The 16,317-nt window shown below is 35.7% G+C and carries 15 protein-coding genes; 8 read left to right on the forward strand and 7 right to left on the reverse strand.

All coding sequences use genetic code 11. The features are described 5' to 3' along the window. Positions 1 to 140 precede the first annotated feature (140 nt). The 5 genes from RLT85_RS07415 to pyk all read left to right on the forward strand — a co-directional run bounded on the left by RLT85_RS07415 (position 141) and on the right by pyk (position 4,393). Positions 141 to 377, forward strand: a complete 237-nt coding sequence (locus RLT85_RS07415; RefSeq protein ID WP_121906110.1) for an acyl carrier protein — start codon at positions 141 to 143, stop codon at positions 375 to 377. Positions 378 to 389: 12 nt separating this feature from the next. Then, positions 390 to 1,643 (forward strand): beta-ketoacyl-ACP synthase II, encoded by a 1,254-nt coding sequence (gene fabF / locus RLT85_RS07420; protein WP_311401394.1) that lies wholly within the window; start codon positions 390 to 392, stop codon positions 1,641 to 1,643. A 9-nt stretch (positions 1,644 to 1,652) separates the two neighbouring features. Continuing rightward, positions 1,653 to 2,393: a ribonuclease III gene (gene rnc, locus RLT85_RS07425; RefSeq protein ID WP_311401395.1), complete on the forward strand. Its 741-nt coding sequence runs from the start codon at positions 1,653 to 1,655 to the stop codon at positions 2,391 to 2,393. A gap of 90 nt (positions 2,394 to 2,483) precedes the next feature. Further along, entirely contained in the window at positions 2,484 to 2,963 is a 480-nt protein-coding gene (locus tag RLT85_RS07430; RefSeq protein ID WP_311401396.1) for an IPExxxVDY family protein, read from the forward strand. Then, complete coding sequence (gene pyk / locus RLT85_RS07435; protein ID WP_311401397.1) at positions 2,963 to 4,393, forward strand: pyruvate kinase; 1,431 nt, start codon at positions 2,963 to 2,965, stop codon at positions 4,391 to 4,393. Before RLT85_RS07430 ends, pyk begins: the two co-directional genes overlap by 1 nt. A 92-nt stretch (positions 4,394 to 4,485) precedes the next feature. Here the strand turns inward: pyk and RLT85_RS07440 are convergent, their stop codons facing one another. After that, entirely contained in the window at positions 4,486 to 5,019 is a 534-nt protein-coding gene (locus tag RLT85_RS07440; RefSeq protein WP_311401398.1) for a GNAT family N-acetyltransferase, read from the reverse strand. Between the two features lie 19 nt (positions 5,020 to 5,038). After that, the gene (gene dinB, locus RLT85_RS07445) at positions 5,039 to 6,127 is read right to left on the reverse strand and encodes a DNA polymerase IV (RefSeq protein WP_311401399.1); all 1,089 of its coding nucleotides are present in this window, start codon (positions 6,125 to 6,127) and stop codon (positions 5,039 to 5,041) included. Positions 6,128 to 6,200: 73 nt separating this feature from the next. Here dinB and RLT85_RS07450 point away from each other — a divergent pair, with 73 nt between their 5' ends. The 3 genes from RLT85_RS07450 (at position 6,201) to RLT85_RS07460 (ending at position 8,920) form a co-directional block, all read left to right on the forward strand. Continuing rightward, positions 6,201 to 6,869: an NAD(P)H-binding protein gene (locus tag RLT85_RS07450; protein ID WP_311401400.1), complete on the forward strand. Its 669-nt coding sequence runs from the start codon at positions 6,201 to 6,203 to the stop codon at positions 6,867 to 6,869. 192 nt (positions 6,870 to 7,061) lie between these two features. After that, positions 7,062 to 8,447, forward strand: a complete 1,386-nt coding sequence (locus tag RLT85_RS07455; protein WP_311401401.1) for an MltF family protein — start codon at positions 7,062 to 7,064, stop codon at positions 8,445 to 8,447. Then, the gene (locus RLT85_RS07460; RefSeq protein ID WP_311401402.1) at positions 8,447 to 8,920 is read left to right on the forward strand and encodes a CYTH domain-containing protein; all 474 of its coding nucleotides are present in this window, start codon (positions 8,447 to 8,449) and stop codon (positions 8,918 to 8,920) included. The genes RLT85_RS07455 and RLT85_RS07460 overlap by 1 nt, the downstream gene beginning before the upstream one ends. Positions 8,921 to 9,158: 238 nt before the next feature. On the opposite strand, the gene RLT85_RS07465 is transcribed toward RLT85_RS07460, so the two are convergent. The 5 genes from RLT85_RS07465 to RLT85_RS07485 form a co-directional block, all read right to left on the reverse strand. Further along, positions 9,159 to 10,025, reverse strand: coding sequence for a hypothetical protein (locus RLT85_RS07465; protein WP_311401403.1), 867 nt, complete (start codon positions 10,023 to 10,025; stop codon positions 9,159 to 9,161). Positions 10,026 to 10,107: 82 nt separating this feature from the next. Then, a complete protein-coding gene (locus RLT85_RS07470) occupies positions 10,108 to 11,505 on the reverse strand; it encodes an efflux transporter outer membrane subunit (protein ID WP_311401404.1) in 1,398 nt (465 codons plus the stop codon). Next, on the reverse strand, positions 11,505 to 14,669 hold the full coding sequence (locus tag RLT85_RS07475; RefSeq protein WP_311401405.1) for an efflux RND transporter permease subunit: 3,165 nt from the start codon (positions 14,667 to 14,669) through the stop codon (positions 11,505 to 11,507). Before RLT85_RS07475 ends, RLT85_RS07470 begins: the two co-directional genes overlap by 1 nt. 15 nt (positions 14,670 to 14,684) lie before the next feature. After that, on the reverse strand, positions 14,685 to 15,803 hold the full coding sequence (locus tag RLT85_RS07480) for an efflux RND transporter periplasmic adaptor subunit (protein ID WP_311401406.1): 1,119 nt from the start codon (positions 15,801 to 15,803) through the stop codon (positions 14,685 to 14,687). Between the two features lie 8 nt (positions 15,804 to 15,811). Next, positions 15,812 to 16,300, reverse strand: coding sequence for a GbsR/MarR family transcriptional regulator (locus RLT85_RS07485; RefSeq protein ID WP_311401407.1), 489 nt, complete (start codon positions 16,298 to 16,300; stop codon positions 15,812 to 15,814). Between the last annotated feature and the right edge of the window lie 17 nt (positions 16,301 to 16,317).

Below are 16,317 nucleotides of genomic sequence, written 5' to 3' on the forward strand. Positions count from 1 at the left end.
ATTTTCACAAAATATTAAAAGGTAAAAATAGCTATTAGCGTAAAAATACGTAAATTGACACCACATTTTTGGCATTAAAACTTGTTTTCATATAAAGTTTTTTATTTTTGCCACTTAATTAAATTTAAAAACATAAGATTATGTCAGACATTGCATCAAGAGTAAAAGCAATTATCGTTGATAAATTAGGCGTTGACGAGAACGAAGTAGTAAACGAAGCTAGCTTTACTAACGATTTAGGTGCGGATTCATTAGATACCGTAGAATTAATTATGGAATTCGAAAAAGAATTTGATATTCAAATTCCAGACGATCAAGCAGAAAATATCGCTACTGTTGGTCAAGCTGTTTCTTACATCGAGGAAGCAAAAAAATAAGAAGCCAATAGTATGGAGTTGAAGCGAGTAGTAGTTACGGGTTTAGGTGCATTAACCCCAATTGGTAACAATATTGAAGAATATTGGGATGGATTGGTTCATGGTAAAAGCGGGGGAGCCCCAATTACCTATTTTGATACTGAAAAATTTAAAACTAAGTTCGCTTGTGAAATAAAAAACTTCGACTTTGATGCGTATTTTGATCGTAAAGAGAAAAGAAGATTAGATAGGTTTGCTCAATATGCTATGGTAGCATCAGACGAGGCTATTAAAGATTCCTCTATCGATTTAGATACCGTTAATAAACACCGTGTTGGTGTTATTTGGGGAGCTGGAATTGGTGGATTGGAAACCTTTCAAGAAGAGGTGAAAAATTTCGCTAATGGCGATGGTACTCCGCGTTTTAACCCATTTTTTATTCCGAAGATGATAGCCGATATTGCTCCTGGTAATATTTCTATCAAACACGGGTTTATGGGGCCAAACTATACAACGGTTTCTGCGTGTGCATCTTCCGCAAATGCGATGATAGATGCTTTAACTTATCTGCGTTTAGGGTATAGTGACGTCATTGTAACTGGTGGTAGTGAGGCAGCGGTAACACAAGCGGGAATGGGTGGTTTTAATGCCATGCATGCGCTTTCTACTAACAATGAAAATCCACAAACAGCATCAAGACCATTTGACGCTAATAGGGATGGTTTTGTCTTAGGAGAAGGAGCGGGAGCTTTAGTTTTAGAAGAGTACGAGCACGCAAAAGCAAGAGGAGCTAAAATTTATGCGGAAGTAATAGGAGGAGGAATGTCTTCTGATGCTTACCATATGACTGCTCCGCACCCAGAAGGAACAGGAGTTGTAGCCGTGATGGAAAATTGTTTGCAAAATGCAGGTTTAAATCCTGAAGATGTAGACGCGATTAATACACACGGTACTTCAACACCATTGGGAGATGTAGCAGAGTTAAAAGCGATCACCAAAGTTTTTGGAGAACACGCTAAAAACATCAATATCAACTCTACCAAATCCATGACGGGTCATTTGCTAGGAGCTGCTGGTGCCGTAGAAGCAATTGCTTCTATTTTGGCTATGAAGCACAGTTTAGTGCCACCAACAATAAACCATGAAACGGCAGATGAAAATATTGACCCTTCTCTTAATCTTACGCTAAACAAGGCGCAAAAGAGAGAAGTGAATGTCGCTATGAGTAATACCTTTGGTTTTGGAGGACACAATGCTTGCGTACTATTTAAAAAAATTAGCGAATAATTTCATTTTATGAGCGTTATTCGAAATATATGGAATTCCCGTTCTAAAAAGAACGGGAATTTTTTTTCTGAAATTCAAAAAATCATCGGCTTTAAGCCTAAATCTATTGAAATTTATCAGAGAGCCTTTACCCATAAATCTCTTCATAAGAAAGATAAGGAAGGACATACTGTGAGCTATGAACGACTAGAATTTTTAGGGGACGCCATGTTAAGTGCGGTTATTGCCGCGCATCTATTTAAAGAAGTTCCGCACGGGGATGAAGGTTATCTAACAAAAATGAGGGCTAAGATTGTTAGTAGAAAACATTTAAATCAATTGGGAGAAGATCTTAATCTTGTTCAGTTTGTAAAAACCACTATTGCGACCCCCCAATTTGGAGCTAATATTCACGGCAATCTTTTTGAAGCTATCATAGGTGCTATTTATTTAGATAAGGGTTATACTACTTGTGAAAAATTTATCTATAAAAAAGTGATTCATCCTTATGTAAATATTGATCTTTTAGAAGGAAGAGTCATTAGTTATAAAAGCTTGCTGATAGAATGGTGTCAAAAAAACAAGAAAAAATTTCATTATGAAATTTATGAAGACACTGGAAAGGATGAGCAACGGCATTTTGCGGTAAAACTTCATTTAAACGGCAAAGTGATTGCCAAAGCTAGAGCTACCTCCAAGAAAAAAGCCGAAGAAAAAGCCTCTAAACGCGCTTACTTTGCAAATCAAGATAAAATAGACACTCGAGAATAATTTATAGTTTTGATGATTTCTTAACTTGTATTCACATAAATTGTTGGAGGTAAATCTTATCTTTATCTTTGTGTTTAAGATAAGTTAATTATGGCCAATAAATTAATGCTCCATACTTCTATAGAAGAAGATTTTGATCTTATTGCCATTCATTGTTCCTTAGAAGCTTATCATTTAGCTTTTTTACTGAATAAAAATCTAAAGTTTAGACTGCAGCGGGAATTACTAGACGTAGATTTTGCCTATCAAAAGGGAACCGCATATTATCAATTATTTAGTTATTGCGATGATCATCAGCAATGTACGTATTATTTGATAGAGAATAAACATACCATCAAAGCTTCTAACTTATATAGTGAAGGCTCTTTGTTTAAATCAGACGAAACCTACTCAACACAATTGATTCCCGAATATAAAAAGGTAGATTATTTTTTAAAAATAGAAAACGAAGGATTAGCGACCAACACCAAAGAATTAATTGCTGAATTACAAAAAATCACTTCAATCATTACAGCTTATAAAGTAGATTTTGATACCTTAAAATCTGTAGAAAATTTAACCTTCAATTGATGAAAAGAATAAAAAAAACAAAAATAGTAGCCACTTTAGGGCCAGCAACAGGTTCTAGAGCGATTCTCAAATCTATGCTCGAAAAAGGTGTAAATATTTTTAGAATCAACTTCTCACATGCCAATTATGACGACGTAAAAGAACGTATTAAAACCATTCGAGAATTGAATGAAAAGTACGGTTTTAATGCAGGAATTTTAGGCGATTTGCAAGGTCCAAAACTTCGCGTGGGTATCATGAAAGAAGAAGTAGTGGTGCAAAAAGGAGATATAATTGTTTTTGCGACAGGAGAAGAATTTAAAGGAACCAAGGAGCGTGTTTATATGAACTACGACAGCTTCCCGCAAGATGTGAAACCTAAAGAAAGGATTCTTTTGGATGATGGAAAATTAATTTTTGAAGTAGTAAGCACCAATCAAAAAGATGAAGTAGAAGCTAAGGTAATTCAAGGCGGACCTCTACGTTCACGAAAAGGAGTAAACTTACCAAATACAGATATTTCACTTCCGGCTTTGACCGAAAAAGATGTGAAAGATGCCAAATTTGCCATCGAGCAACAAGTAGATTGGATGGCTTTATCTTTTGTGAGAAATGCAGAAGATTTACAAGTGCTTCAAAAAATTATTGACAAGCACAGTGATCATAAAATTCCTATTGTTGCTAAGATTGAAAAACCAGAAGGTGTCAAAAATATAGATAAAATTGTCGCTCATTGTGACGGTTTAATGGTAGCACGAGGAGATTTAGGAGTAGAAGTTCCTGCGCACGAAGTACCCTTAATTCAAAAAGAATTGGTCTTGAAAGCCAAACAAGCAAGAATTCCGGTAATTATTGCGACGCAAATGATGGAAACGATGATCACCAGCCTTACCCCAACACGTGCAGAGGTAAATGATGTCGCCAACTCTGTAATGGATGGCGCCGATGCTGTGATGTTGAGTGGAGAAACTTCGGTTGGAAAATATCCCGTACAAGTGATTGAAAAAATGGCTCAGATCATTGGAAGTGTAGAAAATTCAGATCTTATCCAAGTACCTCACCAACCACCACATATTCGTACCAAACGTTACATCACCAAATCGGTTTGTTATCATGCGGCGACGATGGCGAATGAGATAGATGCCAAAGTGATATGTACGCTTACCAATAGTGGGTATACTGCTTTCCAAATTTCGGCGTGGCGACCTACAGCCAATATTTTAGCATTTACCTCGAACAAAAGAATTCTAACGCAATTGAGTTTGCTCTGGGGCGTGAAAGCGTTTTATTACGATAAATTTGTAAGTACAGATGATACGGTAGAAGACGTTAACAAAATTGCGAAAGACAAAAAATTTGTAAAAAAACACGATTTTGTCATCAATCTTGCCGCTATGCCAATTAATGATAAAGGAATGGTGAATACCTTACGAGTTTCAGAAATAGATTAGTATATGGTTTTGGGCGTTGCGGGTTAAAAAACCCGCCGCGCTTTCACTACTCACTTTTTTGTAAAAAAACAAAAAGAGTTCAAACAAACCGTTCAATCGCTAACGCAGATGCTTTTTAGTAACTCTAAGACTACATTATATACGTTACCTTCATCTTTTTCTTGCGTATTAATTTGAAAGTGATTGCGTTCTAAAAGTGCCAAAGATTTAGCATTATCTTTATGCGTAAAAGCCTTTATTTTTTGTAAATCAAGTTCACTAAAAGCATAATGGATAAGCTTATTGAGCGCCTCATCCATAATTCCTTTTCCTTGAGAGTTCATAGCCAAATCATAACCAACTTCTGCAGTTAATCTATCCTCAGAAAAATTCCATAAGCAAATACTACCTATCATCTTAGACTCGTCTTTAAGACAAATACTCCAATACAAGATCTCTTTATTCTGTATTCCTTTTTGAATCTTATAGATAAAATTCAAGGCTTCTTTTTTATTTTTCGCAGAAGACCTAGAAACATATTGGTTCATCTGTCTGTCGCTGCGTAAATACGAAATCTCTTCCCAGTCATGGGTTTGGAGCGACCTGAGTTGGAGTCTAGAAGTAGATAAAGGCATAAAATCTTCCATAGAGAAAAGTTATAAAAATTTAAAAATCAAATTTCATTTGCACGTAGACTTCTTCAGGATTTTCTTGTTTTTTCGTGTCTTCTGTGTTGAGGTTAGATAAAGAAATACCGAGCAATCTCACCGAGTTTTTCATCTTTTCTTGATATAGTAATTCTTTAGCAGTTTCTAGAATAAGTTCCTTGGAAGCGATATAATAGCTCAGCGTTTTACTTCGAGTTTGCAAGGTAAAATCGCTATATTTTATCTTCAGAGTAATAGTTTTTCCGGCTACATCACTTTTTTTTAAACGTCGTTCTATTTCTTCAGCAATATGTTCTAAACGCTCTAGCATAAAAATTTCAGAAGAAATATTTTCTGAAAACGTACGTTCAGCGCCCAACGATTTCCGAATTCGGTTGGGTTTGACTTCGCTCAGGTGAATTCCGCGAACGGTTTGGTAATAATACGGTCCGCTTTTCCCGAAGTTTTCTTGTAGAAACTCCAAAGACTTGCTTTTTAAATCCTCTCCAGTAAAAATACCTAAGCTGTACATTTTTTCGGCGGTTACCTTTCCCACGCCGTGAAATTTTCTAATTTCTAAGCTTTGCATAAACGCTTCTACCTCTTCGGGGTGCACCGTTTTTTGTCCGTTAGGTTTATTGTAATCACTGGCAATTTTCGCCACAAATTTATTGATAGATATTCCTGCAGAAGCATTTAAACCCGTTTTTTCTTTAATCTTTTCCCGTATTTCTTTGGCGATGAGCGTTGCGCTGGGATTTCCTTTTTTATTCTCTGTGACATCAAGATAAGCTTCATCTAATGATAAGGGTTCTACTAAATCTGTATATTCAAAAAATATCTTCCGAATGCGCTGAGAGATTTCTCGGTACCTATCAAAATTAGTTTTTACAAAAATTAGCTGCGGACAAAGTTTATGGGCTAAAGCGCCGCTCATAGCACTTCTTACGCCAAATTTTCGTGCTTCGTAGCTGGCGGCAGCTACCACGCCACGTTTAGAACCTCCGCCAACAGCAATTGCTTTTCCGCGTAATTCGGGATCGTCCAATTGCTCTACAGAAGCATAAAATGCATCCATATCTACGTGAATAATTTTGCGGAGTTTCATCTTTTGCAAAGTTAAAACATGTTTTAAGATTTGTAGGTATTCCAAAGCATTCCCTTTTCTTTATCTTTATGCCATGCAAAAGAAAAAAACAGCCATTATTCTTGGCGCATCGGGTTTAACGGGAAGTCACTTACTCCAAGAACTTTTAAAAGATGATCGCTATGAAAAAATTAAGGTATTTACCAGAAGAAGCCTTTATATTACACATTCTAAATTGGAGGAATGTCAAGTAGATTTATTTCGGTTAACCGAAGAAAAAGAAAACTTTACGGCAGATGAGGTCTTTTGCTGCATAGGAAGCACAAAAAAGAAAACGCCCAATGAGGAGTTGTATGAAAAAGTAGATGTTGGGATTCCTTCCGCAGCAGCAAAGCTATCTAAAGAAAATGGTATAGCTACTTTTATAGTTATATCGGCCCTTGGAGCAGATAGAAATAGTCGGTTTTTCTACAACCAGATGAAAGGTAAAATGGAAAATCAAGTGCTTCAACAGAAAATAAAGCATACGTATATCTTACGTCCTTCTTTAATTTCCGGTAAACGGAAAGAAAAAAGAACGTTTGAATTTCTTTGGAAACAAATCAAGAAAGTTGCAAACCTCTTTATGATGGGATCTTTAAAAAAGTTTAGATCTATTTCTGCGGAAAATATTGCAAAAGCTATGATTGTTTTAGCGAATGCACCACAAGATGAAAGAATTATAGAGTCTCACGAGATAAATAAGATAGGAAGCAAAACTTAATTATAACTAGTTAAAGATGTTTGATTTACGTTTTAGAAAAGAGATTTGTTAATTTTTTTGTAACTTAAGTTTTCACTCTTACGCTGCTTTATGGTCTATAACTACCTTTCAAAAATTTATGTACATCTTGGTATCTTGCTATTATTTTTACTATTGGGGGGCTGTAAGACAGAGACCAGTGGTAAAAAATTCTTGGATGAAAATGTACCAAGTGAACCAAAAATACAACGTGATTTAGAAGAAATAAAAGCAGATGGAAAACTTACCGTCATCACCATTTATAATTCTACTGGCTACTTTATTTATCGCGGAAAACCTATGGGTTTTGAATATGAATTGGTAGAACGATTAGCCAAAAAGTTGAATTTAGAATTGGAGATAAAAGTCGCCAAAGATATAGATCAACTCTTTACTATGCTTAATCGCGGGGATGGAGATCTCATTGCGTACGGCTTATCCATTACAGAGGCTCGAAAAAAAATCATAGAATTTACCAATCCGCTTTACCTTACGCATCAGGTTTTAGTACAGCGAAAGCCAAGCAATTGGAGAAAGTTACCAGGATATAAAGTAAAAAGACAACTTATTGAAGATCCAGTAGATTTAATAGGAAAAACGGTACACGTAAGAAAAAATTCCTCTTATTATGAACGGCTTCATAATTTAGAAGAAGAGATTGGGGGAGATATTGATATCGTAACCTTACCAGGAGATAAAACGACCGATGAAATAATAAAAATGGTTGTTGATGACAGTATAGACTTCACGATTTCTGACGATAATGTGGCTTCCATTAATCAGACGTATTATCCTATTTTAGATATAGAAACCGATGTGAGTTTTTCCCAACGCATAGGTTGGGCGGTTCGTAAAAACTCTCCAGCGTTTTTAGCAGAAGTAAATGATTGGATAGAGAAGGGCAAGAAAAAAGATTTTTACTATGTCGTTTACAGCAAATACTTCAAAAATAAAAAATCATATAGTCGCAGGATTAAGAGTGAATTCTACAGTAAAAACGAAGGTAAGATAAGTGAATATGATCCTATGATAAAGACCAATGCAAAAAGAATAGGATGGGATTGGCGTTTGCTTAGTTCTTTGGTATATCAAGAATCTCGTTTTAAACCTACAGAAAAATCTTGGGCTGGCGCAGGCGGTTTAATGCAAATTATGCCAGCTACTGCCAAAGAATTGGGCATTGATGATATACACAACCCCAAAGAAAATTTAAAAGCTGGAGTGCTTTACTTAGAGCAAATGCGTGAGAAGTTTAGTAAGGTTACGGACAGTGTTCAGAAAATAAAATTTACAATGGCGGCGTATAATGCAGGTTTAGGCCACGTTCGTGATGCACAACGACTTACCAAAGCAGCAGGAGAAAATCATTTGGTTTGGGACGACCACGTAGAAGATTTTATGCTAAAATTAAGTTCTCGAGAATTTTATAGCAAACCAGAAGTTAAATACGGTTTTGTTCGTGGGAGAGAACCATTTTTATATGTTAAAGAAATATTTTTGCGTTACGATCATTACCGCGGTCTTATTCCTTTAATCACGCCCAAAAACGATAAAAAATAATGCAAGAAATAGAACGAAAATTTTTACTAAAAAATGATTCCTTTAAAAAAGAGGCTTATAATTCTTATAGCATTAAGCAGGCTTATCTTAACTCTCATAAAGAAAGAACTACGCGTATTCGCATTAGGGGAGAGGAAGCATTTATTACAGTAAAAGGAAAGTCTTCTAAAAGTGGCTTATCTAGGTTTGAGTGGGAGAAAAATATCTCTATCGCTGAAGCGGAAGAATTGCTGCAACTTTGCGAACCGGGAAGAATTGAAAAAACACGTTTCTTGGTAAAAGTAGATCATCACATCTTTGAAGTAGACGAATTTTATAAGGAAAATGAAGGATTAATAATTGCTGAAGTAGAGTTATCTTCAGAAAATGAAAAAGTGAAATTACCTAATTGGATTGCAGAAGAAGTAACTGGAGATAAAAAATACTACAACTCTTATTTAATTCAGAATCCTTATAAAAATTGGAAAAAATAGCTAAATATCAGCTTTCTTTTGAAAAATAAGTATTGTAAGCTTGAGCAGTCGAAAGGTTAAACCATGACGTCTCGACTTCGCTCAAAGTGACATCGGAATTATTATTTGATTACATTAGATTCTATAAGAGATCCTTACTCTTTCTAGATTGAATGAAACTAAAATGCGAGGGAAATTGTAACTTCCAATTCCCTCGAATTTTAATTTTAGGGTTTCAGCAAATAGAACTAGTATTCAGTTATAATCTAAAAATACCACCAAACATTACGGTAGGTTGAAAATAGAAAAAATCTTGTGAGGCTTTGTCAGATTTAGATTGGGTGGTTCTAATATCTGGCATATTGATGTATCCCTCTTTAGCTTCCGCTTGAATAAAAAAGTGCTTAAAAAAGGTAAAGTTAATACCTTGTTTTAGTGAAAGGCCAAAACCTGCCAAATGAAATTGATCGTAGCGCTCACGGTCTAAAATAGTAGCATTCGTTTTTGGTACTATTGCTCCAACTCCAACTCCTTCAGTAATGTTAATTTGAAAAATATCTGTATTCCACTCAAAGCCTAGTAGCTTTCCAAGATCATCGTAACGAGAAAATTCAAAGCTAGCGTAATTAAGTCCGTCGGTGTGTTCTAGGTGTAAAAAATCATCGTCGATTTTAGTTGGAGCGTTGTTATATTCTCCATTATAGGTATCGCCAACGGGAGAAGATACATTAATATAGCCGCTCACGTTTGCAATTTGGTTGGACATCACGTACTTCATATGATCTACTCCTACAGAGATATTGTAATGGTCAGAAATAAAATATCCAATTCTATAATTGTTCTGCGGAATGGTTACGCGATCTGGTTGAAGATAATCCCGAAACGTGATTGGTTTAGGTTTATCGTGCGCTTTAGCATTTTTAATGGTAAAGTCATAATCACTTCCTGTAAAATGAATATCAGATTTGGTAAAATAGCCTCGGTTCCAACCCCAATTTACAAAGATTTTACCTTTGTTATGGGAGGTATATAAATCTGTTAAACCTGTGGTTGTAGTTTGTGCATTTATTCTTTTACCAAGAAGCATTCCCGTAATAAGAGACAGGATTAGAGTTATTTTATTCATGAAATGGATTGAAAGTAAATAAAAACCGTTTCGTACCATAATTTGCACGAAACGGATAAGAATAAGGAGTTAAGCATTTATTTTATTGCCAGCCTCCACCTAAAGCTTCATATAAATTCACCATAGAATTTAACTGGCTATATTTAGCACTAATTAGGTCTAAACGAGAATTTAGAGCATTTTCTCTAGCGGTTAACACCTCTAAGTAATTGGCTAAACCATTATTTAATAATTCTTCAGAATATTGAGTAGCTAAATCATAAGCTTCAAATTCTTTTTGCTTCACCTCTATCTTATCTGTAGATGATTCATAATTATATAATGCGTCTGAAACTTCTTTACTAGCAATTAAAAAGGCTTGTCTAAATTGTAGACGAGCTTGTTCTTGCTGTGATTGAGCAACTTCGTATTGCGTTCTAATTTGCCTTTTATTAAAAATAGGTTGCGTAAGACCTCCTATAATATTAGCAAATAAAGAATTGGTATCAAAAAGACTATCAAAACTTAAAGCTTGTAAACCTCCTGTTGCATTCAACGTAAGCGATGGATAAAAATTAGCACGGGCTACATTGGTTAGCTCAAAAGCGTTTCTTAAACTGTATTCTGCAGCCATTAAATCGGGTCTGTTTTTTAACAATTGGGCAGGAACTCCCGTTTTTAACTCGGTTTCAATTTCTTGGTTTTCTAAATCTGTTCTTGCAATAGCGGTAGCTTCTTTTCCTAATAAAATAGACATGGTATTTTCCAATAGCCTAATTTGATTATTGATATCTATTAAAATGGCTTTTGCAGTGTACAGTTGAGCTTCGGTTTGCTTTACGCCAACTTCGGTAATGTTCCCTGCGTCTTTTAAAGCTTTATTGGTTTCTAAGCTTTTTTCACGATTTTCAATAGTAATTTCCGTTACTTTTTTCTTTTCATCTAAAGAAAGTAATTGATAATACGTAGAAGCGATATTAGAAACCAATGCCGTTTTAACCGCTTGATGAGCCGCTACACTTTGTAGGTAGCCTGCTTCATAAGCTCTTTTATTACTTCTTATTTTTCCCCAAATATCAGCTTCCCAAGAAAGGTTGGCACTAAGCTCATATTGATCTAAAGAAGAATTAAGTCCTCCAAACTGACTGTTAGAAGAAACTTCTTGATGCGTTACACTAGCATTTGCACCAATGCTGGGCAAATAACCTGCTTTACCTTGCTTTAAGTAAGCCTCTGCAGCTATAATTTGCTGCAGGGCTACCCTAATATCAATATTATTTTGTAAACCTTCATCTATATGCTGTTGCAAAACAGCATCTGTAAACAAATCTTTCCAAGAAACATCAGCCATAGTGATGCTATCTTGTGGAAGTGAATCTGTTCTAAAGTTCTCGTCTTTTATGATCTCTGGTTGTTCATAATCTTTTGCTGCAAAACACGATACCAATAAAAATGGTAGCGCTCCTGCAAGTAAAAAGGTATATATTCTATTCTTTTTCATTATGCATTTGTTTCTTGTAGTTCATTAGATTCTTCTTCACTCTCTAAATTAGTTCTGCCAAAGAACTTTTCTTGTAACCATTGAAAGAAGATATATAAAATAGGAATAATAAAAACGCCTAAGATGGTTCCAATTAGCAAACCGCCAACAGCTCCTGTACCAATAGACCTATTCCCTTCTGCACCAGTACCTGTAGCAAAAACAAGCGGCATTAACCCAACAATAAATGCTAAAGAAGTCATTAAAATAGGTCTTAATCTTACTTTAGCACCATCAAACGCAGCTTCTACAATGCTCATTCCTTCTCGTCTACGTTGCATCGCAAACTCCACAATAAGAATGGCATTTTTGGCCAACAGCCCCACCAACATAATCAATGCAATTTGAAAATAAATGTTGGCTTGTAAGCCCATAAAATAAGTGACTAAATAAGCGCCCATTACACCCACTGGAAGTGAGAATAACACCGCAAATGGAATTAAAAAGCTTTCATATTGAGCAGACAGAATAAAGTACACAAAAAGAATACTTAATAAGAAAATATAAAAAGCTTGAGATCCTGCACTTACTTCCTCACGAGTCAACCCAGAATAACCAATACTAAAATCGCTAGATAGTTTTGAAGCTTCTTCTTGTAAAGCCGCAATAGCGTCCCCAGAAGAGAATCCTGGTGCAGATGCTCCACTAATACTAGCCGAATTAAATAAGTTAAAACGGGTTACAGATTGAGGTCCATAAACTCTTTTTAGATTAATATATTCTGTAATGGGAGACATTTCTCCTTGGTCATTACGTACGTACAAAGAATTTAGATCTTCTACCGTTGCTCTATCTTCTGGTAATCCTTGAATATAAACTCGGTATTGTTTACCATACCTAGAGAAATCGGCTGCAAAGATACTACCAATATAACCCTGAAGCGTTCCAAAAATGGTCGATACAGAAACGCCGCTATCCTTTGTTTTTGCAATATCTATATCCAATTCATATTGAGGATAGTTCGTATTAAAAGAACTTTGGGCATATAAAATTTCTGGACGTTGTGATAAGGTTCCCAATAATTGTTGAGCTTGATCGTCTAAGTTATCAAAACTACCTCCTGAACGATCCAAAAGTTTAAATTCAAAACCAGCAGAGACTCCAAATCCAGGGATACTGGGAGGAGTAAAGAAAATCATCTCTGCTTCAGGAATCTGTGCTCCTGCTCCAAAAAGTTGACCTGTGATCGACTCAGATGAAAGTGCATCCGTTTCTCGTTCTCCCCAAGGCGCTAATCGTATAAAGGCAATGGCAAAGTTACTCCCTTGTCCACTAATTAAACTAAATCCATTTACTACGGTTACCCCAGTAACACCATCAATTTGGTTAGCTTTAGTTTTTAATTGATTAGTAACCGCTACCGTTCTATCTAAAGAAGAACCAGGTGGCAACTCAATATTGGCAAATAATACGCCTCGATCTTCATTAGGTACAAAACCTGTTGGTGTATTTTCTACTCCTATATAAATTCCTGCTACCGCTAATAATAAGATAACGGGAGTGATCCATTTATATTTAAATAAAAAGGATAAGCTATTTACATAACGATTAGTAGTCGCTTCAAAAGCGACGTTAAATTTATGATAGAATTTTTGTAACCAGCTTTTATCTTTGTATTTCTTATCGTGATCTGGACTTTTAAGAAACAGAGCACATAAAGCCGGACTTAAGGTTAAAGCGTTTACTGCAGAAATAACAATGGCTACAATAAGGGTGATACCAAATTGCTCATAGAATACTCCCGTAGGTCCTGTAATAAAGGTAACAGGAATAAATACAGCCGCCATCACTAAGGTAATAGAGATAATAGCCCCAGTAATCTCATCCATGGCTTTACGGGTAGCTGTAAGAGCCGACTTGGAGCCTTCTTCTAGTTTGGCATGGACAGCCTCAACGACGACAATAGCATCATCTACCACAATACCAATAGCTAGTACGAGTGCAAATAAAGTTAGGAGGTTAATCGAGTAACCAAATAAATTAAGAAAGAAGAATGTACCAATAATAGAAACTGGTACCGCAATCGCTGGTATTAAGGTAGAACGTACATCTTGTAAGAAGATAAATACTACGATAAATACTAAAATAAAAGCTTCAATTAAAGTAGTAATTACTTTACTGATGGAAGCTTCTAAAAATTCGTTAGAATCTAAGTTGATATATACTTCCATCCCTTCTGGAAAATCTTTCTCAAACTCATCTAAACTTTTGTGTATTTCGGCAATAATTTCTTGAGCGTTAGAACCAGGAGTTTGGTAAACAGCCATATTTACAGCAGGATGTCCGTTGGTAGTGGCCTGTACACTATATCCTTGTGCATCTAGTTCTATCTCTGCCACATCGCCCAAGGTTAAATACTGCCCATTTTCTAATGCTTTGATTACAATACCTTCATATTGCTCTTCGGTTTTAAATCTACCGCTATATCTAATCACATACTCAAAAGCTTCTGCATTATTTTGTCCAACACTACCTGCTGCTGCCTCTTGGCTTTGCTCATTTATAGCCGCGGTTATATCAGCAGGAATTAAGTTGTAGGCCGCCAACTTTTCAGGTTGCAACCAAATTCGCATCGCATAGTCTCGGCTACCAAAAACACTTACATCTCCAACACCATCAATACGTTTTAATTCAGGAAGCACGTTAATATTTAAATAGTTTTGAATATAAGTAGCATCGTATTCCTTATTCTTAGAAAGAACAGCAAGGAACATCAAAGCACTGGTTTGCTGCTTCTGAGTAATTACACCTCCTTGTACTACCTCACGAGGCAATAATGAGCTTGCTCTGGCTACCCTATTTTGAACATTTACCGAAGCAATATCTGCATCATAACCTTGCTCAAAGAAAACTTGAATTTGTGCTCTACCGCTATTACTCGCAGTAGAAGTAATGTAATCCATTCCTTCTACTCCGTTAATTTGTTCTTCTATAGGAATAATTACACTCTCTAAAACCGTCTGTGCGTTAGCTCCAGGAAAGTTCGCAGTTACCTGTACAGTAGGAGGAGCAATATCAGGATATTGGGAAACAGGAAGAGAAACAATTCCTAAGATTCCCAGAATAACGATAAGGACGGAAACCACCGTTGAAAGAACGGGTCTTTCTATAAATTTCTTTAACATATTTTCTGTTCTTTATTATTTGAATACAGTTTCAATAGGTTTCGCAACACTATCAAAAGGCATGGGTTGAGGTTTAATAGGGGTGTTGGTTCTTAATTGTCCAACGCCTTGAGCAACAAATGGCTCTCCTTCCTTAATTCCAGACTTAACTACAATAAAATTATCTACTCTAGCTTGTACTTCAATAGGTTGGTTCACCGCTAGTGAGTCTCCTTGTACTCCATAAACATAAACTCTACCTTGACGCTCAAAACTAGATGACTCTGGCACTACTATAGCGTTTTCATAAGTTTCTGGAATAAGAACTCTTCCACTATTTCCGTCACTTAATAATCGGTTTGGGTTTGGGAATTGTGCTCTAAAACTAACCGCCCCTGTTTGTCTATTAATTTGACCAGACACCGTTTCAATAGTTCCATCTTCTGCATAAATAGTATTATTAGCCAATCTTAATTTTACCTCGGGAAAGTTTTTAATCTTGTCTTCAATATCCTTTCCTTCAGCTTCCGTTAAAAAGTTGAGGTATTGTTTTTCATTCATGCTAAAGAAAGCATACACATTATCCGTTTGAGAAACGGTAGTTAATACAGTTGTAGGGCTTACCAATGCGCCAGTTCTATAATTAATAGATCCCACATAACCTTCTACAGAACTTCTAATAGTGGCATATCCTATGTTAGCAGTCACACTATTATAACTTGCTTTTGCCTGTGCTAATTTTGCTTTAGCTGTTTCCAATTGAACAGCACTAATAATTTCTTTCTCTACTAAAGGTTTCAATTTATCAACCTCTACTTGAGCTGCATTCACATTAGCTTTAGCAGCAGCAGCATCTTGAGTTAAACTTTCTGTTTCTAATGTAAATAAAACGGTACCTTTCTTTACTTTTTGTCCTGCGTCAACAAGTACTTCAGTAATATAACCAGATACTTTTGGTCTTACTTCACTATTAACCACCCCCTCAATACTTGCGGGATAAGAATCATAACCCGTAAGTGTTTTTTTAACGGCTTTGGTTACCGGAAATGGCTTAGGGCCTTGGGCTTGTTGTTGACCTTGGGCATCACCACCACACGAGGTTAATGTAATAACAGAGAGCATTAATATGCTAAGGATAATACTATTTTTCTTCATGATTTTATTTATTGCGTACGTTGTATTTCTGAAATTTTTTCAATCGTCTTCTTTAAATTATTTTGTTGATTGTTTAAGTATTCTTTATAAAGTAACCTAACCTGATGCTTGTGTTCTAATTCTTTTTCTTTTTCTGAAATCTTATTAAACTTATCGATCAAATCTATGATTTCTAGATCTGCTTTCACCTTGTCTAAGGTATCATTTAGGGCAATTTCTAGGTGATTCTTACTCGCTCTAAAATAACGTTTCCTATCGCCAGGTTTGGTAAAATATTCAATACTTTTAAGTTGTAAAAGCAGATTAATATTGGTAGAGATAGAACTTTTACTTGCACAGGTTATTTTAGTAATATCATCAAAAGTTAAATCTTCTGTTGGAGATAAAATCAACAACCCTAAAATGCGAGCTGCTAGTGGGGTAATACTCATTTTTTTTTCAAAATGTATCCCAATACGCTCTACCAGTTTTTGTTTTTTTTCAGAACAAGATTGCATAACTATATCATTTGAGT

The organism is Mesonia ostreae (assembly GCF_031845265.1).
Taxonomy (GTDB): domain Bacteria; phylum Bacteroidota; class Bacteroidia; order Flavobacteriales; family Flavobacteriaceae; genus Mesonia; species Mesonia ostreae.